Here is a 20,553-nt window from a genome sequence, read left to right on the forward strand (position 1 = left end):
TTATCATTATTGTCATAGCACCCAAGATGAACTGGTGAAGAATGTCAAAGCCTTCTGCGTGCAGATTAACCAAAAACCAGTCGAGTTAGCCGACAGACTCCATACCAAGACGTCTCTTGACGAGGAGGAAGAGGTGCTCAGAAAACCGGTTAAGCCAAAACCAAAATAAAACCGATGGTTTCAAGTGAGTTTTGGTTTAGCCTTAAATATTCAGGAACTGACGTCTACAGTTTAAACGTAAGCACTAGGTAAAACCCCGAAAACAGGGAGTCCTAACCAATGCTCGTTCTAGCGTGCTGTGACGTAAATTTCACTGGTCTGTTGCCAAGCTAATCATTAGGTGTTGGCGAGCGGGTAATCGCAAATCAAAATTCCCTAAGCTTAAATACAAGTTAATAATCATCTATTGTTAATAGATTATTATTGTTTATATAGTGGATCGCTACAGGCCACTAAAATCAAGACATGCAGAGCATTCATTACGAAAGACCATCCTCCTCCGCGAAACATCATCCCTGACTTGTGGATAACTTGTTTATATGCTGTGCATTAGCTGTTAGCAGCTTGTGAAAACTAATTCCTTATTTATTTTACAGATAGTTATTTTAATCACCTTTATTGAATGGAGTGCTAAGGTGGGTATTTGACTGCAACCAGTGGTGTGGCGGCCCTACTGCATCGGTTTGGCTTTACTCCTTTCGCAGTTACAAACACGCATGCCGTCCGACTAAACAGCAACTGCACCTTCTCAAAAACTACCGGGGAATGAAGGTACTAATTCTCTGCAGCACTTGGCACACGCTAAACATGCACCAGGGCTTTGTATGAGTTTAAGCTGCTCCCAGCAGCACTTATTGAGAAGTTACTAGCAACTGTTTGCTTTCTTGCTAGATCAAGGCAGCGAGATCATCGATGGGAGCAGAAACAAGAGTTATGCTGGCAGAGTGATATCCTATCAAAAATGAAACGGGGACTAGTGCGGGGACTAAAACTGTAGATAGCAAAAAGCCCGTAGTGCTTACTAACGCTACGGGCTTTGCTGTATATGGTGCCGGCACCAAGAGTCGAACTCGGGACCCACTGATTACAAGTCAGTTGCTCTACCAACTGAGCTATACCGGCAAGGAACGAGGTGAATAATATTTACACCGGACGCTTTTGTCAACTTCAATTATTAAGGTAATTCATACAACGTCTTGAGAACCTCTAATCCGCTTGCCAGAACCCACTGATTAGAAGTCAGTTGCTCGTTCTTTATCAAAGTTTCTGGAATTCAGTCCATAGAACAGCGCATTGCCTGCCACGCTGCTAGTAAAAACGTTCAGCAGAATAACTAGCACATTCACATAGCTTTCTGATCGCTCAGGATTAGGCAAAAGCTCTTGCACCACGGCACTGTCCATCTCAATCAGCGCCTGGATAATACTCTCTCTGGAAAGCACTATATCCAATGAGGCAATCGCACCAAAAATAATCAGCGTTGCACCAATCGTGATGTAATGCCACTTCTCCCGCGCTTTTGACAGTGCTGTCAGCAGCAGCAGTAACAACACTGGATAACCAATAAATCCAATAGCGGGAAAGCGCTGATAAATTTCAAAACTCAATGACAACGAGCCAAGAAGAATGAACAGCATAACAGCCGCCAGCCACCAGCACAGATAACGTTTATTTGATTCCGAAAGCATAAGCCACCCCAGATTCCAAGTAGCCAGTGTATCGGCTGAAAAAGTCCGGGACTAAATAAGGGGGGGGGGAATGGTTAAAATAGCAGGAAAGCGAAATCAGGCTTCCTGCCTGATCATTGCCTTTCTTCCTGAAAGAGATTTGGACATCCTGTCCTGTGGCTTCCTGCCTGGTGTCATCCTTGATAATACGTCAGCTGTCTGCCTCCGTGGCCTTTGAGACTTCCTGTCTCAGCTGACGGTTACCATTATGCAATGTGATCCCTGTCACGGATAGTCAGGAAAACCCCACAATATTTGTGAGATATTCGCCATATATGACAGTCGTCTTTTACTTAAGGTTTTCAAACAGCGAGAATTAAAGAAGGATTGTGTGATGGTGTTATTTACGACGATTGCCGTTAATTTTTTAGATACAAAAAAGCCAGACGTTTCCGTCTGGCTTTTTTGTCGAATTGGTGCCCAGGAGAAGACTCGAACTTCCACGCCCTTTCGGACACTAGCACCTGAAGCTAGCGCGTCTACCAATTCCGCCACCTGGGCAAAGCGTTATGTTTTGGACAATGTGCAAGGTAATCATTGATTTGATTTGGTGCCCAGGAGAAGACTCGAACTTCCACGCCCTTTCGGACACTAGCACCTGAAGCTAGCGCGTCTACCAATTCCGCCACCTGGGCCTTGCCACCGCCGTCCAACATCTCAGCGATGCGGCGCATAATAGAGATCAGCCCTCAGGCTGTCAACCAATAAAACACGATGATTTCATAACCAGATGGCAGACCGGCAATCTCTTTACCCAACAATAGGTTATTAGGGTCTGTTAACGTTTCATTGCCGCGGTCATGGATTGAAACCACATAATCTTACTGAGGTCTCCTGAAGCAATAATGTCTTTTTCCTGCACACCTTTCATAAAGGCAACCTGAGATTTCTTTGCAGTCAGAATCTCAAAGCCTTTTTTGGCAGAGGAAAAGGACAGTTCAAAGGTTGGTTCTGAGGTCGTGCCGGATTTCGGATAGACCTTTTCATCTTTAACAACAAAGTGTCGGGCAACACCGTCTTTACTGCTCAATTGAAAAGTCAGGTTCTGATCTTTCAGGGTTTTCTGAAAAGCGGCGCTTTTTTTGCTGGCACGCTTCATCATCTGACCAAGAATCCATAACAACATTCGGAACTTCACAGGATTCTCCTGTCACCTATTTGCTTGAGGAAATAAGCAGGAAAACACTCCCTGCCATTCTGCTCTTTTCAGAGCAAAACAGTGGGAAAATGTTTTCTGAAGAGAATTTTCGAGGAATAACACCGCGATTCAAGGCTCTACTGCTTTGCCGCTGAACAATCAGCCATTCACAGCATCTTTCAAAGCCTTGCCTGGTTTGAAGGCAACGGTTTTGCTGGCTTTAATCTGGATAGTTTCACCGGTTTGTGGGTTTTTACCGGTACGGGCTGCACGGCTGCGCTGCTCAAAGGTACCAAAGCCAACAAGGCTTACAGCATCGCCATTTTTAGCAGCGCCAGTAATGGCATCAAGAACGGCATTCAGTGCGAGGGAGGCCTTGTCTTTGCTGATATCCGCTTCGTCAGCAATCACGTTGACCAGGTCAGGTTTACGCATGGTAATTACACTCCATTTTTGTTTTTCTTGTTTCTTCCCTTAAGGCAAGGGAGTTCCCCTTTTCTGAGCAAGGACTACCTGGCTCTTCCTGCAGACTATTGGCTTACAGACAGAAACAGACTAAAACACCGATGCTCGTAGGGCAATAGCTCAAGCCCACAGTTTCCGGGTTTTTCATGAAAAAGCCGTGTATTTTTCATTCAGTCGGTTATTTCAATCATTTCGAAATCGCTTTTACCAACACCACAGTCCGGACACAGCCAGTCTTCAGGCACTGCTTCCCATGGTGTGCCGGCAGGAATCCCATCCTCCGGCCAACCGCTGGATTCATCGTAGATAAATCCACAAACCAAGCATCGCCATTTTTTCATTCTGAACTCCATTGTCACAAAATAGTAAACATAGCGATCTTCTGGCAAAATGCTGAATTCCGCCTGACTATCTTTCAGGCTGATACAGTGATGAATGGATTCGTCAGCAATAATAATTACAAACATCATCAGAGATCACGATGCCTGCAAGCCACGCAGTCGCTCCCGGAGCCTCACAGCCTACGGAGACACAACGCCGTTCTTCTGAAAATACGATTAAAAGCAATACAGTGTCACCTGATTCTTTTCGTATTCGTTGCCAGAACATTACCAAGGCGTACCCCGGTGTTGTCGCCAATGATCAGATAAGCCTTGCCATTCGCCCGGGAGAAATACACGCCCTGCTGGGTGAAAACGGCGCCGGCAAAAGCACCCTGATGAAAATACTCTATGGCGTAACGGCTCCGGATGAAGGCAATATTTGGTTCGATGATCAACCTATCGCCTTAAAATCCCCAGCCCAAGCCAGACGACTGGGGATCGGTATGGTCTTCCAGCATTTCTCGCTGTTCGAAACCCTGACCGTCGTTGAAAACATTGCACTCTCTCTGGATAAAAAGCAGGCAGGTAATCTCAAGGATCTTGCCAAGCGCATAGAAACCATTTCATCTCATTACGGCATGCCCGTAGATCCTCATCGTCACGTTCATAGCCTATCCACCGGCGAACGACAGCGGATTGAGATTATTCGTTGTCTGGTTCAGGACATTAGCCTGCTGATTCTTGATGAGCCTACCTCAGTTCTGACCCCACAAGAGGTCAGCAACCTGTTCAAAACACTCAAAAAGCTTGCGACAGAAGGCTGCAGCCTTTTATTTATCAGCCATAAGCTTCAGGAAGTGAAAGCGCTCTGCGATCAGGCGACCGTGTTACGCCAAGGTAAGATTGCCGGCACCTGCGATCCCAGAACCACCAGCACTGAAGACATGGCCAGTATGATGGTTGGCAATCAAACGACGCTTGGCAAACGTTACAGCTTTTCCAAAGGCTCTGAGGAGCGCAGTTGCCTCGAGATTCTCGGGCTGGCAGAAGCATCTTCCGGTGAATTCGGCACGCATTTAAAGAACATCAATCTGTCTATAAAGCCCGGTGAAATTCTTGGCATTGCCGGTGTCGCCGGTAACGGGCAAAAAGAGTTGCTGCGTTTCCTCAGTGGCGAGGATCTCACCTCTTCCGCCGAAAGCATCAAACTCAAAGGTAAGAGCATTGGTCAACTGACGCCGGGTAAACGACGAAAACTGGGCGTTGCTGTTGTTCCGGAAGAGCGCCTTGGTCGTGGTGCTGTGCCGGATATGTCGTTATCTGAGAACGGATTACTGACAGGGTTTCTGCAAAACCTGATAGCTCGCGGTTTTCTACAACGAGGGCGAATTCACGGGTATGCGAACCGTATTATTGATCAGTTCCGCGTCAAAGCCAACGGCAACGGAGCCGATGCAAAAAGCCTTTCCGGTGGTAATCTTCAAAAGTTCATTATTGGTCGGGAAATTATTCAGAACCCTGAGCTATTGATCTGCGCCAGCCCCACCTGGGGTGTGGATGTTGGAGCAGCCAATATTATTCATGAAGCGTTGATTGATCTTCGGGATAAAGGCGCTGCCATTATTGTCATCTCCGAAGATCTTGATGAGCTCTTTCAGATTTCTGATCGCATTGGTGCGTTGTGCCACGGCAACCTGTCTCCGATCAAACCACTGAAACACACCTCTATCAACGAGGTAGGTCAATGGATGGCCGGTGTTTTTGACACTGAATTTCAGGATGAACAACTTCATTCAGAAACCCCGGTTAAGGAGTACGAACTCTCATGAAAATAGCCATTGAGCGTCGTCCTTACGATTCCAACCTGATGAAATATCTGTCACCAGTGCTGGCCATTATTCTGACCTTAATCAGCGGTGGACTGATTTTTATGATTCAGGGGCAAGATCCCTGGACGGGTTTATATACGTTTTTTATTCTGCCAGTGTCGGACAGTTATGGCTGGTCTGAGCTTGGGGTAAAGGCGGCACCCGTCTTGTTATGCGCTATGGGGCTGTCGGTTTGTTATCGAGCCAACATCTGGAATATTGGCGCTGAGGGTCAGCTTTTGATGGGCGCATTAATCGGCAGCTGGGCCGCACTCAGCTGGATGGATTCATCCAGTTCATGGGTGCTTCCCGCCGTTTTGGCTTGCGGTGCCATTGGTGGTTTGCTGTGGGCGCTGATACCTGCCGTATTGAAAAATCATTTCAATACCAATGAAATCCTCACCAGCATTATGCTGAATTACATTGCCCTGAACCTTTTACTGTTTGCGGTTCACGGGCCTTTGAAAGATCCCCACGGTTTTAATTTTCCGGAATCGGCACTGTTTACTGATGCCGTCACACTGCCCATTATTATGGAAGGCACCCGGCTGCACCTTGGCCTGATACTAGGGCTGTTTGCGGTAGCAACGCTCTGGGTGGTCATGGCCAAAACATTTCTTGGCTTTCAACTTAAGGTCATTGGACTAGACGCAAGCGCTGGCCATTTTGCCGGTTACCAACAACGGCGTCTGGCTTACTTCAGCCTTCTATTGTGCGGTGCTCTGGCAGGTCTGGCAGGTATTTCAGAAGTGACGGGGCCGATTGGACAACTGGTGCCGTCTGTTTCACCGGGATACGGTTATGCCGCCATTATTGTTGCCTTTCTTGGCCGGCTTCACCCTGTCGGTATTTTGCTGGCCAGCCTCTTGATGGCACTGGTCTATATGGGCGGAGAAATGGGGCAAATTGACCTCGGCCTGCCACTGGCTCTTGGCAGCCTGTTTCAGGGGATGCTGCTGTTTTATTTACTGGCCTGTGATTTCCTGATCAGTTATCGCCTGCGCATACAGCCTTCCGTTAAACCAATGGCCTTCCCAGACACCAGCACAGGAGTCAGCCAGTAATGGATATTGAACTGTTGACCAATATTCTCTTTGCCATGGTGCGCACCGGAACCCCTCTTTTATTGGTTGCCCTTGGGGAGCTGGTCTGCGAGAAAAGTGGCGTTCTGAATCTCGGGCAAGAAGGCATGATGCTCATGGGTGCCGTGGTTGGTTTTATTGCTGCATTGACCACAGGCAATTTGATGCTGGGTGTGATGATGGGGATTATGGCTGGTATGGCCATGGCATTTCTTTTTGGTGTACTGGCTATTCAGCTCCGTGCTAATCAAGTCGCCACCGGGCTGGCACTGACCATTTTTGGAGCAGGATTGAGCGCCTATATTGGTACCGATTATGTTGGCCAGGGGCTGAGTGGATTTCAGCCTTTTATTATTCCGCTACTGTCGGATATTCCTGTTTTAGGGAAAGTCCTGTTTAGTCAGGATGCGCTGGTCTACCTGTCGTTTATTATTTGCATAGCGCTTTGGTTGTTCTTCAAATTCAGCCGACCTGGCCTAATGATTAAAGCTATTGGCGAAAGCCCTTATTCAGCCACTGCCGTTGGTTTACCCGTCATTCCTGCTCGATGGATAGCCCTGTTATTTGGCGGCGCCATGGCGGGCATGGGCGGTGCTTATCTTTCTCTGGCCTACACACCTTTATGGGCAGAAGGCATGACTGCTGGCCGTGGCTGGATTGGTTTGGCTTTGGTGGTGTTTGCCAGCTGGAAGGTTGAGCGAGTATTGCTGGGTGCCTGGCTGTTCGGACTGGCAAGCATTATGCATCTGGTTTTGCAGGGAATGGGCGCCTCCATCTCTTCAAATCTGTTGGCCACACTGCCTTATCTGGCCACCATTGTTGTACTGGTGTTGTTGTCCAGTAACCAGTCGCGGAGTCGTATGTTGGCTCCGATGTCGCTGGGAAAGCCGTATCATCCTGCGGGATAAAAAAGAATAAACACAATAAATAAAAAGGAGCTGAACTGATGAAATCCTTTATCAAAAAAGCCATCGTCTCGGTGGCAACTGCTGGATTGGTGGCTTTATCCACCTTGTCTGCCGCTGTGGAAAAGCCACTGAAAATTGGCTTCGTTTACGTCGGCCCAGTAAGCGACGCTGGCTGGACTTTTGGCCACGACGAAGGTCGTCTGGAGATGTTAGAGAAGCTAGGCGACAACGTTGAAACCACTTTTGTAGAAAGTGTTTCCGAAGGCGCCGATGCTGAGCGTGTTATCCGCAAACTGGCGCAACAGGGTCACGATCTTATCTTCACCACCTCTTTCGGTTACATGAACCCAACCCTGAAAGTAGCCAAGCAGTTTCCTAACATTAAGTTCCAACACGCGACGGGTTACAAGCGTGGCGAAAACGTGGGTACTTACTCTGCTCGTTTTTATGAAGGTCGTTACCTGACGGGTGTGATCGCTGGCCATATGACGGAATCCAATGTCATTGGTTATGTCGGTTCTTTCCCGATTCCTGAAGTAGTTCAGGGTATCAATGCCTTTACCCTTGGCCTGCGCAGTGTTAATCCTGATGCGACCGTTAAGGTTGTCTGGATCAACAGCTGGTACGACCCCGCCAAAGAACGCGAAGCTGCTGAATCTCTGATCGCTCAGGGTGCTGACATCATCAACCAGCACACCGACTCTCCGGCACCAGTTCAGGCTGCACAGGATAAGGGCATTTATGCTTTCGGTTATGACACTGATATGTCCAGCTTCGGCCCTGATGCGCACCTGACTGGCAGCATGGTTCACTGGGGTGGTTTCTACTCCGATACGGCCAAAGCGGTTCTGGAAAAGCAGTGGAAGGCGGAAGATGTTTGGGGTGGTTTTGCTGCCGGCATGGTAGAGATGGCACCTTACAACAAAGCCATTCCTGAAGATGTGGTCGCCCAGGTTGAAGCGCTTAAGCAGCAAATCGCCGATGGAACCTTTGCCATTTTTGAAGGTCCGATCAAAGCACAGGATGCGTCTATCAAAGTCTCTGAGGGTACAAAACTCAATGATGGTGATATTCTGTCTATGAACTGGTATGTGGAGGGTGTTGAGGGAACATTGCCTAATTAATCTCCCCTCCTGAGATTTGACAGAACCTGGAGCTCACATTTGAGCTTCAGGCAGGATGTACTGCTGATGCCCCTGAGACACATACAAGAATGGCAACCTGCCCTCCAGGCTGAAGGAATTCCCGAAACTCTGCGGGAAATGATTCTGGATAACCACTCCCTTACCCAGCGGCTGAAGCAGTTACATCATCAGGAATTTTTTGTTCGGGTGCTCTGTCATGAATGGCAGGAACCGATCTCTGAAGAAAAAGCTTTTTTGCACTGCGATGACCAGCGCGCCAGCATTCGAGAAGTGCTGCTGTTTGGTTCTGGCAAACCTGTGGTATTTGCTCGAAGTGTATTACCGGAATCTAGCCTGATGGGGGACAATGCCGAGCTGCTCAACCTTGGTGATAAGCCTCTCGGCGAGTACATTTTCAGCCAACCTGATCTGCGCCGGGGTCCCATCGAAGTGGCGCCCTTACCTGCCCGCCAGTTCAATCAACGTATAAATGTCACATTTGATAAAGAAACCGCCTGGGCCAGACGGTCTCTGTTTTATTTAAGAGAAAAACCCATTCTGGTGTGCGAAGTGTTTTTGCCTGTTAAGTAGCTTCTTCTTGAATTTCAGCGGTCAGGACACTCAGCTCTTTCTCCAATCCGTCCCAGAATTTGATGCGCGATTGAATCGCCTGCTTTGCTTTGGATAATGCGGCCTGCTCCGCTTGAGCGTCACCATTAATACACTGTTTTAGCAGGCTTTCAGCAGCAGGACCATGCTCATCACCATCCAGGGCAATATGTCGCTTCAGATAATAGGTCATGGCTGGCACAGCCTTTTCGTCCACATCCCATTGATCCAGTAACGCCGTAAACATTTCAGGAATGGCGTCTTCTCGGCCAAACAGAAAATAGCTGGCCACTTCCGGTAGCGATCCATGTTGTGCCACGTTCATGGTATCCGTTACAAAGGCCTGCACGTACTCCGGCACATTCGCCGCCCGCATTGCCAATTTGCACGAAGTACCTACCTTTACGGCATAGAGCACACTCTCAATTTTGCTGGTGTCTGCAGAGACTTCCCGCATGGCGGCAAGGTACATTTCCAGGTGACTCATGGGGATTCCGTTCTGGTCTTTATCCGTTTCTTCATACAGAATGATCTCGTTGATAAATCGAGCTGAACGGGCGTCCGCTTGTGGCGTCCAGGGCAACTGCATTGCGGTGAATTCCAGCTGCAATCTTTTTGCCAACGACATAAAATCCCACACAGCAAACACATGAGCTTCCATAAACTTTGCCAGCGTTTCCATATTGTGGATTTTCTGGTAAACAGCATGATTGAACAGTTGATGACGAAGCGGGCGTAACGGTTGATCAAACATGGTAGCCTCCTGCTTTGGCTTAACTGACGCTGAGCTTATTCGAGATCGCTCAGAATTTAAGCTACCAACTCGAAAGCAAGGCAGCCATAAATACTAATCATCGGCTGAAAGATTGAGCCTATTATCAGAGCTGGATCACGTTCTAACTCTAAGAATACAGATAAACACAGATGAAAATATTACAGCTCATAACAGGCTCCAATAAGAAAGTTACCGAACTGCTTGATCAACACCTGCCACGCTGGAAAGACTTTGTTCAGCTGGCGCGCATTGATCGGCCCATTGGTATTTTCCTGTTGCTGTGGCCAACTCTCTGGGCACTGTGGTTGGCTGCGGATGGGATTCCTAGCGTCCACAAGTTACTGGTCTTCGTAGCCGGGGTTATTCTTACCCGCAGCGCAGGTTGTGTGATCAACGATTATGCTGACCGTAATGTCGATGGACACGTTAAAAGAACTCGTGAACGCCCCTTAGTCACCGGCAGGATTCAACCAAAAGAAGCGCTGATTTATGCTGCAGTATTATTTCTGCTCGCATTCCTTTTAGTGCTCACAACTAATTCACTGACTATTTCATTGTCGTTTGTCGCCTTACTTTTTGCTGCCGCATATCCATTCGCCAAACGTTACACTTATCTGCCCCAGGTTGTTCTGGGCATAGCTTTTGGCTGTTCAATTCCCATGGCATTTACTGCAGAAGCTGGAGAGCTTACGACGCAAGTCTGGTTGTTATTTACCGCGAACCTGATGTGGACTGTCGCTTATGACACACAGTACGCCATGGTAGATAGAGACGACGATATAAAAGTAGGCATTAAATCCACAGCAATCCTGTTTGGTGAAATGGATAATGTGATCATTGGTTTTTTCCAAGTCACGGCTCTGATTGCGCTGATCATGGTTGGGAAACAACTGGAATTGAGCTGGCCTTTTTATCTCAGCTTGGCTGCCGCTGCCGCCGGTTTCTTCTGGCAGCAACGACAGACACGAAACCGCGAGCGAATGCGTTGTTTCAAAGCTTTTCTTTCTAATCATTGGATTGGGGCTATTATTTTTCTGGGAATAGCCACATCTCTTTAAGGGTAGGAGCAGTTAGAAAAATACCAAGTAATCCGTTCATCCTGAAGCCTGTCGAAGGATGGTTGCACCGCACTTCGACAAGCTCAGTGCGAACGGTGGTATGTTTTCCAATGCCACTTCCCTAACTTCACATCTCTTTAAATTCAGATCAGGGTCATCACCCGATGACCTTGCCGTATTTCCGCTACCGTCATCTTTCTGTAACATTCACCCGTTGTAATACCTGAAAAGTGGTATGGAATAACAGATTCAACCTCGGGGTATTTTCATGTCCGGTAAAACAATTTTAATCGTCGATGATGAAGCACCCATCCGTGAAATGGTGGCTATGGCTCTGGAAATGGCAGGCTATCATTGCATTGAAGCGGCTGATGCGAAACAGGCACACTCACTGGTGGTCGATCACAAGCCAGACCTTATCCTGCTTGACTGGATGCTGCCGGACATCTCTGGCATTGAGCTTGCCCGACGCCTGAAACGAGATCAAATGACGGCAGAAATTCCGATCATCATGCTGACCGCGAAAGGCGAAGAGGACCATAAAATTCAGGGTCTTGAAACTGGAGCGGATGATTACATCACCAAACCGTTTTCTCCCCGTGAGCTGGCAGCCCGGCTAAAAGCCGTACTTCGTAGAACTCAGGGCATGGATGAACAAACGCCTATCGTCGTAAAAGGTCTTGAACTGGATCCAGTCAGTCACCGTGTCAGTATTGATGGAGACCCTGCAGAAATGGGCCCTACTGAGTACCGATTACTGCAATTCTTTCTCACCCATCAAGAGCGAGCATACTCCCGAGGACAGTTGCTTGATCAAGTCTGGGGTGGCAATGTGTATGTTGAAGAAAGAACCGTGGATGTTCATATCCGCCGTCTACGAAAAGCGCTGGGCAGTGACTATGAAAACTTCATTCAGACAGTCCGGGGAACGGGTTACCGATTCTCTATCAAAGCGGCATGATGCTAATATTTCTGCCTGTTAACGGAATTACCTGTGAAAACATCGATTCGCTCCTGGTTTACCGGCCGTATGATTACGGTTCTAACGGTAGGATTGATTGCCGGATGGCTGGCCGACCGGGTTTTTCTCGGGCTTTTTCTTGCCGTTCTTTTTTACCTGGCCTGGAGTCATTATCAACTCAGCAGGTTACTTAACTGGCTGAACGAAGCTTCACATAAAGAACTGGACCCTCCAGAAAGTTCGGGTATCTGGGGTGATATTTTTGACGGCATTTATCGTATACAACGAAAACACAGTCGCTCCAAACAACGCCTGACCAATGTTATTGAACGTATTCAGGAGTCTACCGCAGCCTTGAATGACGGCATTATTATGGCCGATAAAAATGGTGGGCTGGAATGGTGGAACCGTGCCGCTGGAGAGCACCTTGGATTGCAGATGCCTGACGATCAGGGGCAACCCTTGACCAACCTGGTCAGAAATCCAAAATTTGCCGCTTATATGGAAAACAGCCGCGGTAAAGAGCCGATCAAAATTGATTCTCCTGCCCACACCAATCGTCAGCTGCAAATCGCCATTACCGTTTATGGTCAGGGCAATCGCCTGCTCTTGGTAAGAGATGTCACCCGCCTGCATCAGCTCGAAATTATGCGCACCGATTTTGTGGCCAATGTTTCCCATGAGCTAAGAACGCCGTTAACCGTCATATCCGGTTATCTGGAAACAATGATGGACAGTGCCGATCAAAACACCAACATTCCTCCTGTATTTAATCGAGCTCTTGGGCAAATGCAGGAACAAGCTACCCGAATGCAACGACTGATTGAAGATTTACTGCTGCTGTCCCGACTTGAAGCAACCGAACCTGAAAGACTAAACCGGTCGGTATCACTGAAACCTTTATTAAAAGGGATAGTCGACGATGCACGTGCATTAAGTGGTGATAATCAACATCAGGTCAAACTGAAGTGTGAGGATGACGCGTTTTTATCTGGCGATACCATGGAGCTTCGAAGTGCGTTCTCCAACCTGATATACAACGCTATACGCTATACTCCAGCCGGAGGAAAAGTGACCGTAAAGTGGCATCAGAATGAAGAGGGTGGTCATTTGATAGTAGAAGACAATGGTATTGGTATTGACCCACTGTACATCCCAAGGCTGACAGAACGATTCTACCGGGTCGATAAAAGCCGCAGTAATGTAACGGGTGGCACCGGGTTGGGGCTTGCTATTGTAAAGCATGTTTTATTAAGGCATGACGGGCGAATCACCATCAGCAGCCACCCAGGCAAAGGCAGTCGGTTTACCTGTCACTTCCCACTGGCAAGAGTCATTCAACCGGAAGTTACCACAGAGTAAACACGTTTTTCATACAACAAAAAAGGGGCTAACAGCCCCTTTTTTAAATGGTAAAATCGAAACTTATCCTTCGATTTCAACCAGTGCGCAGTCCAGACGCTTCTTACCAGTACGTTCCAGATATGCCTGGAAGTCGCTTGGCAGGCGGCCTGTAGTCGCACCATCCCACTTCACGCTTTCACCAGCTTCAGTTTGATATTCGAAGGTGTACTTCTGAATGTTTCTTTTACGACGCTTTGGCGCATCATCGCTCAGATCCAGGTCACCCAGACCCAGGTCGTTCATGGAAACACCACGGTCAGCCATGATCTGCTTGATCGCTTCAACGCTTTCCTGTTTCTTCTGACGCTTTTCTTCTTCTTTAATGCGAACTTCCTGCTTTTCAGTCAGGACATCATTCAGTCTGGAAATAACACGTTCCAGGTCTTCCGCGTGCACATCTTTGAATAGAGCACGCATACGAGTTTTACTGCTCAGGCGATGTAGAACTTCATCAAAAATATTCATTGAATATACGACTCCTTGGTCTTGATAGGACTTCCCGAAAAGGAAAATACCCATCGATTTTCAAGTTGATACTTTGTTGGCTGCGTTTATGCCCTCGGGTGCTTGTTCACCCCGATCACCTATTACTCATAGACGTGTGGGATTTACTCGATTGCCGCCGCATATCGGCTTGAATTTCTTTGGGCAAAATACAATTAACTCGACGTCTTTATACAGCAAGATTTTTTTAGATGGAAGTCCCATTATATGGATATAAAAAATAAAGTGAATAATAGACAGTAGGAAATTTGAAATGAAACATGAAAGGCAATGTAAAAAATGACGATAAATCGTCATTTTTTTAAAGACACCGATGATTATTCAACATGGTATTATGACAAGAGCTACTCGCCTGTTTAGTTAAAAGAAAACGACTATCCGTTGATAGCAACACTCATTACTTTTTTTTCCGCTTTTGATTTTCACTGCACTCCCAGCTTTGGGTGACCACACCACCTTCACAGGATTCAATTTCTACATCAAACTGCCAGATCCGATGAATATGTTTTAATAGCTCATCCGTTTCTTTACCAAGCGGCCTTCCCTGATGTTGATAATGTCGTAGTGTCAGTTTCCTATCTCCCCGGATATCCACGTTATACACTTGAATATTAGGCTCGCGGTTACCTAAATTGTATTGCGACGCCAAAGACTCCCGAATCGCCTTATACCCCAAGTCATCATGAATACTATCAACTTCAAGGTAGGATTTTGACTCATCATCAAGCACCGTAAAGAGCCTTAAATCTCTCATCACTTTGGGCGATAGGAACTGCAGAATAAAGCTTTCATCCTTAAAGTTTTTCATAGCGAAATGAACAGTCTGCAACCAATCACTGCCTGCGATGTCGGGAAACCACTCACGATCTTCGCTGGTCGGATTATCACATATACGACGAATGTCCATAAAAATACTGAAACCCAGAGTATATGGGTTAATGCCACTGTAATAAGGGCTGTCAAATTCTGGCTGCAGAATCACACTGGAATGGGCGTGAAGAAATTCCAGCATAAACCCATCAGAGACTTTGCCTTCATTGTACAACTCATGGATCAGGTGGTAGTGCCAGAAGCATGCCCAGCCTTCATTCATTACCTGAGTCTGCCGTTGTGGATAGTAATATTGAGCTATCTTTCTTGAGATTCTCATCAACTCACGCTGCCATGTCTCCAGTAGCGGCGCATTTTTTTCAAAGAAATACAGCAGGTTTTCTTCAGGATCTGGCGGAAAGCGAGTTTCTTTTTCTTCCTCCTCTTTTTCAGTTTTAGGAATGGTTGTCCAGATGTCGTTTAACGTCCGCTGAATATATTCCGCACGCTCATCCTGTCGTGCTTTTTCCTGCTCCGCAGAAAGCGGCCGTGGTCGTTTGTATCGATTAACACCCTGATTCATCAATGCATGACAGGCATCGATAATGCCTTCTACCGCTTCTACTCCGTATTTTTCTTCGCACTGTGCAATGTAATTTTTGGCAAACAGTAAGTAATCAATAATCGACTCTGCATCCGTCCAGGTTCGGAACAGGTAATTGCCTTTAAAGAACGAGTTATGTCCGTAGCTGGCGTGCGCTAATACTAACGCCTGCATGGTAATCGTATTTTCTTCCATCAAATAGGCGATACACGGATTGGAATTAATCACGATCTCATAGGCCAGCCCCATCCGACCACGCTGGTAGTTTTGCTGAGTATGCAAAAAATGTTTACCGAAGCTCCAATGGTTATACATCAATGGCATACCCGTTGATGCGTAGGCATCCATCATTTGTTCAGAGCTGATAATTTCAATTTGATTCGGGTAGGTATCCAGTTGAAAGCGATCTGCCAGCCGAGCCAGTTCACGGTCATATTCCTGAATCAGCTCAAAGGTCCACTCAGGTCCCGTTGAAATTAATTGATCGCTCATGCATTTTCCTTTTTCTCAAACAGCTTCCTGAATACCGGGTAGATATCACTGGGGGCTTTTATTTGCTGCATGGCAAAGTGATCCGGAAACTTACCCGCTATCCCTTCATATTCGCGCCATAAATTCTGATGAGCCCGGTCGGTAATTTCGACATAACAGTAATATTGCACCTTCTGCATAATCTCTTCTGACAGAATTTTTGTGCAAACGCTGGAGTCGCCTTCCCAGTTATCACCATCGGATGCCTGGGCAACATAAATATTCCAATCGGCCGGATTGAATCGCTTATTGATAACATCTCGAGTCATTTCCAGAGCACTGGATACAATGGTTCCGCCGGTTTCTCTGGAATAAAAGAAGTCATCTTCGTCCACTTCTTTCGCAGCCGTGTGATGGCGAATAAACACCACTTCGATCTCTTTATAATTTCTCTGGAGAAACAGGTAGAGAAGAATAAAGAACCGTTTAGCCATGTCTTTTATGTCTTGGGTCATGGAACCAGAGACGTCCATCACACAAAAAATCACGGCTTTATTGCTGGGCGAAGGGACTTTGACCATGTTGTTATACTTCAGGTCAAAATCATCAATGAAGGGCAGTTTTTTCAGTTTTTCATTCAGTTCTCGAATCCGCTCCTTTAACGCCAGCACCTTTTCCTGATCTGTTATTTCAGGGCTGACTTCCATTTCGCGCAGCTCTTTTTTCAGCGCCCGGATTTCACGACGATTGCCGCCGGAAAGTGCAATTCTTCGAGCATGAGCAGACTTCAATGAGCGAATGATATTTAACCGATCAGGAGAACCAGCCGTGGTATAACCCGCCTGACGGATTTTGAAATCCATCATATCTTCTAACTGTTTTCTCTCGAGATTTGGCAGCTCAAGATTATCGAACATGTGCTCCAAAAACTCATCGTGGTTGATCTGGAAACTGAATTCATCCATACCATCGCCACTGTTTCCGGCCTGTCCTTTACCAGAACCGGAACCACCTCCACCGCCTGAAGGTCGTTTAATACGATCCCCTGCCGTAAATTCTTTATTGCCTGGATGAACCTGTTTGTAATGACCACCCTGCCCGTGACGGAAGGTCGGCTCAGACAGGTCTTTATTCGGGATAGTGACTTCACTGCCGGACACAACATCGGTGATTGATCGCTTATTGACCGCATCCGATACTGCCTTTTTAATGTGCTTTTTGTAGCGCTCCAAAAACCGCTGACGATTGACGGTACTTTTATTTTTACCGTTCAACCGTCGATCGATAATCATGCTCATGTACACATTCCTTGTGTATGCTGGCTGTCGGCAACCCCGTCAGGATTACCGACCTACGACAACCTCTTACTATTTTTACTGTGATTTACGAACGCGGATATACCATTCTGCCAGCAGCCGCACCTGCTTCTCGGTATAACCTCTTTCCACCATTCGCTTCACAAATTCATTGTGCTTACGCTGATCTTCATTGCTGCCTTTGGCATTGAACGAAATGACTGGCAGTAAGTCTTCGGTATTCGAGAACATTTTCTTTTCAATCACCGAGCGCATTTTTTCATAGCTGAGCCAGCTTGGATTTCTACCTTCGTGGTTCGCTCTGGCTCTCAATACAAAGTTCACCACTTCATTACGGAAATCCTTGGGGTTAGCAATGCTGGCGGCTTTCTCGATTTTCTCCAACTCATCGTTGATGGCGGAACGATCGAGGATATCGCCCGTTTCAGGATCGCGATATTCCTGATCCTGAATCCAGAAATCTGCGTAGGTGATGTATCGGTCAAAAATATTTTGCCCGTACTCAGAGTAAGACTCCAGATAGGCCGTTTGAATTTCTTTACCAAGAGACTCAATGTATTTTGGTGCCAGGAACTCTTTCACAAACCTGAGATAACGCTCGTGCACCTCTTTGGGGAACTGCTGCTGTTCAATCTGTTGCTCTAGCACATATAGCATGTGTACCGGGTTAGCGGCAATTTCGGTTGGGTCGAAATTAAATACTTTGGAGAGAATCTTAAACGCAAAACGAGTGGATAAACCCTCCATGCCTTCATCAACACCGGCCGCATCTCTGTATTCCTGAAGCGGCTTGGCATTTGGGTCGGTGTCCTTCAGGTTCTCACCATCGTAGACCCGCATTTTGGAATAGACATTGGAGTTTTCCGGCTCTTTCACTCTGGAGAGAACCGTGAATTTAGCCAACATTTTTAAGGTATCTGGGGCACATGGTGCGGACTTTAATGAGCTGTTCGATAACAGTTTTTCGTATATCAGAATTTCTTCTGTCACCCGAGTGCAATACGGTACTTTGACAATATTCACCCGGTCAATAAAGGCTTCATTGGTCTTATTGTTTTTAAAGGTCTGCCATTCTGATTCGTTCGAGTGCGCAAGAATAACACCGTTGAAAGGAATAGCGCCCATGCCCTCAGTACTGTTGTAATTGCCTTCTTGAGTGGCTGTCAAAAGAGGGTGAAGTACCTTAACAGGTGCTTTAAACATCTCCACGAATTCCATCATGCCCTGATTGGCACGACAAAGCGCACCGGAGAAGCTGTAAGCATCGGGGTCGTCTTGAGAATATTCTTCCAGCTGACGTATATCTACTTTACCCACCAGGCTGGAAATATCCTGATTGTTTTCATCGCCGGGTTCCGTTTTAGCGATGGCTACCTGATTCAGAATACTGGGATGCAGCTTCACTACCTTGAACTTGCTGATGTCACCACCAAACTCATTCAGTCGCTTGACTGCCCAGGGTGACATGATACCGCCAAGGTAACGATTAGGAATGCCATACTCTTTTTCGAGGATATCGCTGTCTTCAGATGGGTCAAACAGATTCAGTGGTGATTCATAAACAGGGGAACCCTTGATCGCATAAAAAGGCACTTTTTCCATTAATGCCTTCAGGCGTTCCGCCAATGATGACTTACCACCACCGACCGGCCCTAAGAGATAGAGAATCTGTTTTTTCTCCTCAAGACCTTGAGCAGAATGCATGAAGTAGGAAACAATCTGTTCTATGGCCTCTTCCATGCCATAGAACTCTTTAAACGCAGGGTATCGTTTAATAAGTTTGTTGGAAAATATACGACTGAGTCTCGTATCTCTGGAAGTGTCCACCATCTCTGGTTCGCCAATCGCCATCAACATCCGTTCTGCTGCAGTCGCGTAGGCAGAAGAGTCCTCTTTACACAGCGAAAGATACTCTTCGATTGTTAACTCTTCCTGCTGTGTTCCCTGATACCGTTGCTGATAGTTATTAAAGATATCCATGCCGTCACCAATCCCTGTCATTAGCTGAGTCTATTCACCAGTAGCCGAACTGAAAGTCACCCCTTTCATAAATGGCTATCGGCAAAGTCAGAACTTTGACCACATTTTTTTATAATTTCTGGCTCTGAGAGGTTGATGACAGAAATTCTGATTACAACTTCATTTGAAAATCGGTCATCACTCGCTGGCGCTAAACAAAAACAGAGACAAAAAGCGATAGAAAAACATGATGTGAAGAGACAGCACCGAGACCATCGGGAAATTCCTTTTCCCGATAACACGATTCTTCAGTTCATTATTTTATAATGTGGATTTTTGGCTACCTCTGCAACTGCTTAATCATACAATGGAGAAAGCGGGTTGCTTCACCGCCGGTGGCTGCACGATGATCAAACGACAGTGACAGAGGAAGCATTCGATGACTTTCCGGCTTACCATTCACACTGACAATTTCTTCCCTTAAACGACCAACACCAACAATACTGACCATGGGAGGCACCACAATCGGTGTTGCATACTTGCCAGCAAACACACCAAAGTTACTCAAAGTAATGGTTGCGCCCTGCAGCTCTGAATTCGGTAGGCTTCTTTCTTCCACACCCTTTCTTAATTCTTTGATGACTGAACGAATCTGGGTCTTTTTTATATTCCCAGCATCACGAATAACCGGAACAAACAATCCTTCCTTACTGTCCACAGCCAACCCAAGATCAACCTGATCATGCAACTGACGGCTCATGGTTGCACCATCAAACCAGGCATTCAATGCAGGCTCTTCTTTGCAGGCATGCGCTAACGCCTGAATAAGACGCACCGTAATATCTTCACCGGATTTCCAGTGATCAATATCCACATCATCAAACAACGTAACCGGCACAACAGAGGCATGGGATTCCTCCATTGAGCGCGCCATGTGTTTACGGACACCTTTTAATGGTTCAGGGTTTTGCAATGGATAAGACTTTTCAACAGGCGCATTTTTACGTTGTCTGGCAACAGAACCAAGATCAACATGAAATTGCTTTGCCAATGAATCCAGGCTTTTTATATTCTGCGATGAGAGCGACGATGACGCTGAATCAGCTTCAGGTTCAGGGGCACCGATAATAAACGACTCTTCATTAGAGGTTTCTGCCTCATTAGCCACCAACTTACCAACAACGGTACCGCTGTCTTCCTGATCAGAAACAAACTCCACCAGCGGGGCGCCGGTCAATACCGTATCACCAGGTTGACCACACAGACGGGCAATAACTCCGGTACAAGGCGCAGGAACATCCACAACAGCCTTTGCAGTTTCCACAGACACCATCAAATCGTCTTCGCGGATACTGTCACCTTCTTTGATATGCCATTCGACAATATCCGCTTCGGGAATCCCTTCACCAAGGTCGGGTAAATTAAAAAAACGCATGACTTTACCTTT

At 46.8% G+C, this 20,553-nt stretch carries 19 protein-coding genes and 3 tRNA genes; 9 read left to right on the forward strand and 13 right to left on the reverse strand.

Annotated elements, in window-relative coordinates:
• Positions 1-1,046: 1,046 nt before the first annotated feature.
• Positions 1,047-1,122: transfer RNA gene (locus AKL11_RS10875), tRNA-Thr, on the reverse strand.
• A 110-nt stretch (positions 1,123-1,232) separates the two neighbouring features.
• Positions 1,233-1,688 carry a hypothetical protein gene (locus AKL11_RS10880; RefSeq protein ID WP_067517350.1) on the reverse strand — a complete coding sequence of 152 codons (456 nt, stop codon included), beginning with the start codon at positions 1,686-1,688 and terminating at the stop codon, positions 1,233-1,235.
• A gap of 70 nt (positions 1,689-1,758) precedes the next feature.
• Here AKL11_RS10880 and AKL11_RS25130 point away from each other — a divergent pair, with 70 nt between their 5' ends.
• The gene (locus tag AKL11_RS25130; RefSeq protein WP_157673513.1) at positions 1,759-1,905 is read left to right on the forward strand and encodes a hypothetical protein; all 147 of its coding nucleotides are present in this window, start codon (positions 1,759-1,761) and stop codon (positions 1,903-1,905) included.
• Between the two features lie 236 nt (positions 1,906-2,141).
• Here the strand turns inward: AKL11_RS25130 and AKL11_RS10885 are convergent.
• The 5 genes from AKL11_RS10885 to AKL11_RS10905 all read right to left on the reverse strand — a co-directional run bounded on the left by AKL11_RS10885 (position 2,142) and on the right by AKL11_RS10905 (position 3,671).
• Positions 2,142-2,228 (reverse strand) — tRNA-Leu (locus AKL11_RS10885).
• 47 nt (positions 2,229-2,275) lie between these two features.
• Positions 2,276-2,362, reverse strand: a tRNA-Leu gene (locus AKL11_RS10890).
• 143 nt (positions 2,363-2,505) lie between these two features.
• A complete protein-coding gene (locus tag AKL11_RS10895; protein ID WP_067517352.1) occupies positions 2,506-2,865 on the reverse strand; it encodes a helicase in 360 nt (119 codons plus the stop codon).
• Positions 2,866-3,024: 159 nt separating this feature from the next.
• The gene (locus AKL11_RS10900; protein ID WP_067517354.1) at positions 3,025-3,300 is read right to left on the reverse strand and encodes an HU family DNA-binding protein; all 276 of its coding nucleotides are present in this window, start codon (positions 3,298-3,300) and stop codon (positions 3,025-3,027) included.
• Positions 3,301-3,500: 200 nt separating this feature from the next.
• Positions 3,501-3,671, reverse strand: a complete 171-nt coding sequence (locus tag AKL11_RS10905; protein WP_067518393.1) for a rubredoxin — start codon at positions 3,669-3,671, stop codon at positions 3,501-3,503.
• Positions 3,672-3,811: 140 nt separating this feature from the next.
• Between AKL11_RS10905 and AKL11_RS10910 the strand changes: the two genes are divergently transcribed.
• From AKL11_RS10910 to AKL11_RS10930, 5 genes are all read left to right on the forward strand, one after another.
• Positions 3,812-5,482 carry an ABC transporter ATP-binding protein gene (locus AKL11_RS10910; RefSeq protein WP_095210324.1) on the forward strand — a complete coding sequence of 557 codons (1,671 nt, stop codon included), beginning with the start codon at positions 3,812-3,814 and terminating at the stop codon, positions 5,480-5,482.
• The gene (locus AKL11_RS10915; RefSeq protein WP_067517356.1) at positions 5,479-6,585 is read left to right on the forward strand and encodes an ABC transporter permease; all 1,107 of its coding nucleotides are present in this window, start codon (positions 5,479-5,481) and stop codon (positions 6,583-6,585) included. The genes AKL11_RS10910 and AKL11_RS10915 overlap by 4 nt, the downstream gene beginning before the upstream one ends.
• Positions 6,585-7,511 (forward strand): ABC transporter permease, encoded by a 927-nt coding sequence (locus AKL11_RS10920; protein WP_067517358.1) that lies wholly within the window; start codon positions 6,585-6,587, stop codon positions 7,509-7,511. The genes AKL11_RS10915 and AKL11_RS10920 overlap by 1 nt, the downstream gene beginning before the upstream one ends.
• A gap of 38 nt (positions 7,512-7,549) precedes the next feature.
• The gene (locus tag AKL11_RS10925) at positions 7,550-8,635 is read left to right on the forward strand and encodes a BMP family ABC transporter substrate-binding protein (protein WP_095210325.1); all 1,086 of its coding nucleotides are present in this window, start codon (positions 7,550-7,552) and stop codon (positions 8,633-8,635) included.
• A 66-nt stretch (positions 8,636-8,701) separates the two neighbouring features.
• The gene (locus tag AKL11_RS10930; RefSeq protein WP_067518400.1) at positions 8,702-9,226 is read left to right on the forward strand and encodes a chorismate--pyruvate lyase family protein; all 525 of its coding nucleotides are present in this window, start codon (positions 8,702-8,704) and stop codon (positions 9,224-9,226) included.
• Here AKL11_RS10930 and AKL11_RS10935 read toward each other — a convergent pair.
• Positions 9,219-9,998, reverse strand: a complete 780-nt coding sequence (locus AKL11_RS10935) for a DUF3050 domain-containing protein (protein ID WP_067517359.1) — start codon at positions 9,996-9,998, stop codon at positions 9,219-9,221. The genes AKL11_RS10930 and AKL11_RS10935 overlap by 8 nt on opposite strands.
• A 170-nt stretch (positions 9,999-10,168) precedes the next feature.
• Here AKL11_RS10935 and ubiA point away from each other — a divergent pair, with 170 nt between their 5' ends.
• The 3 genes from ubiA (at position 10,169) to phoR (ending at position 13,400) form a co-directional block, all read left to right on the forward strand.
• Positions 10,169-11,077 carry a 4-hydroxybenzoate octaprenyltransferase gene (gene ubiA, locus AKL11_RS10940; RefSeq protein ID WP_067517361.1) on the forward strand — a complete coding sequence of 303 codons (909 nt, stop codon included), beginning with the start codon at positions 10,169-10,171 and terminating at the stop codon, positions 11,075-11,077.
• A gap of 268 nt (positions 11,078-11,345) precedes the next feature.
• Positions 11,346-12,038 (forward strand): phosphate regulon transcriptional regulator PhoB, encoded by a 693-nt coding sequence (phoB, locus tag AKL11_RS10945; protein ID WP_067517363.1) that lies wholly within the window; start codon positions 11,346-11,348, stop codon positions 12,036-12,038.
• Positions 12,039-12,071: 33 nt separating this feature from the next.
• Positions 12,072-13,400 carry a phosphate regulon sensor histidine kinase PhoR gene (gene phoR / locus AKL11_RS10950; RefSeq protein ID WP_245673362.1) on the forward strand — a complete coding sequence of 443 codons (1,329 nt, stop codon included), beginning with the start codon at positions 12,072-12,074 and terminating at the stop codon, positions 13,398-13,400.
• 63 nt (positions 13,401-13,463) lie between these two features.
• Here the strand turns inward: phoR and AKL11_RS10955 are convergent, their stop codons facing one another.
• From AKL11_RS10955 to AKL11_RS10975, 5 genes are all read right to left on the reverse strand, one after another.
• The gene (locus AKL11_RS10955; RefSeq protein WP_067517365.1) at positions 13,464-13,907 is read right to left on the reverse strand and encodes an H-NS family histone-like protein; all 444 of its coding nucleotides are present in this window, start codon (positions 13,905-13,907) and stop codon (positions 13,464-13,466) included.
• A gap of 436 nt (positions 13,908-14,343) precedes the next feature.
• Positions 14,344-15,852: a SpoVR family protein gene (locus AKL11_RS10960; RefSeq protein WP_067517367.1), complete on the reverse strand. Its 1,509-nt coding sequence runs from the start codon at positions 15,850-15,852 to the stop codon at positions 14,344-14,346.
• Entirely contained in the window at positions 15,849-17,129 is a 1,281-nt protein-coding gene (locus AKL11_RS10965; RefSeq protein WP_067517369.1) for a YeaH/YhbH family protein, read from the reverse strand. The genes AKL11_RS10960 and AKL11_RS10965 overlap by 4 nt, the downstream gene beginning before the upstream one ends.
• 75 nt (positions 17,130-17,204) lie before the next feature.
• Complete coding sequence (locus tag AKL11_RS10970) at positions 17,205-19,127, reverse strand: PrkA family serine protein kinase (RefSeq protein ID WP_067518406.1); 1,923 nt, start codon at positions 19,125-19,127, stop codon at positions 17,205-17,207.
• A 319-nt stretch (positions 19,128-19,446) separates the two neighbouring features.
• On the reverse strand, positions 19,447-20,541 hold the full coding sequence (locus tag AKL11_RS10975) for a dihydrolipoamide acetyltransferase family protein (RefSeq protein WP_067517371.1): 1,095 nt from the start codon (positions 20,539-20,541) through the stop codon (positions 19,447-19,449).
• Between the last annotated feature and the right edge of the window lie 12 nt (positions 20,542-20,553).

Source organism: Endozoicomonas ascidiicola (assembly GCF_001646945.1).
In the GTDB taxonomy this organism is placed as follows: Bacteria; Pseudomonadota; Gammaproteobacteria; order Pseudomonadales; family Endozoicomonadaceae; genus Endozoicomonas; species Endozoicomonas ascidiicola.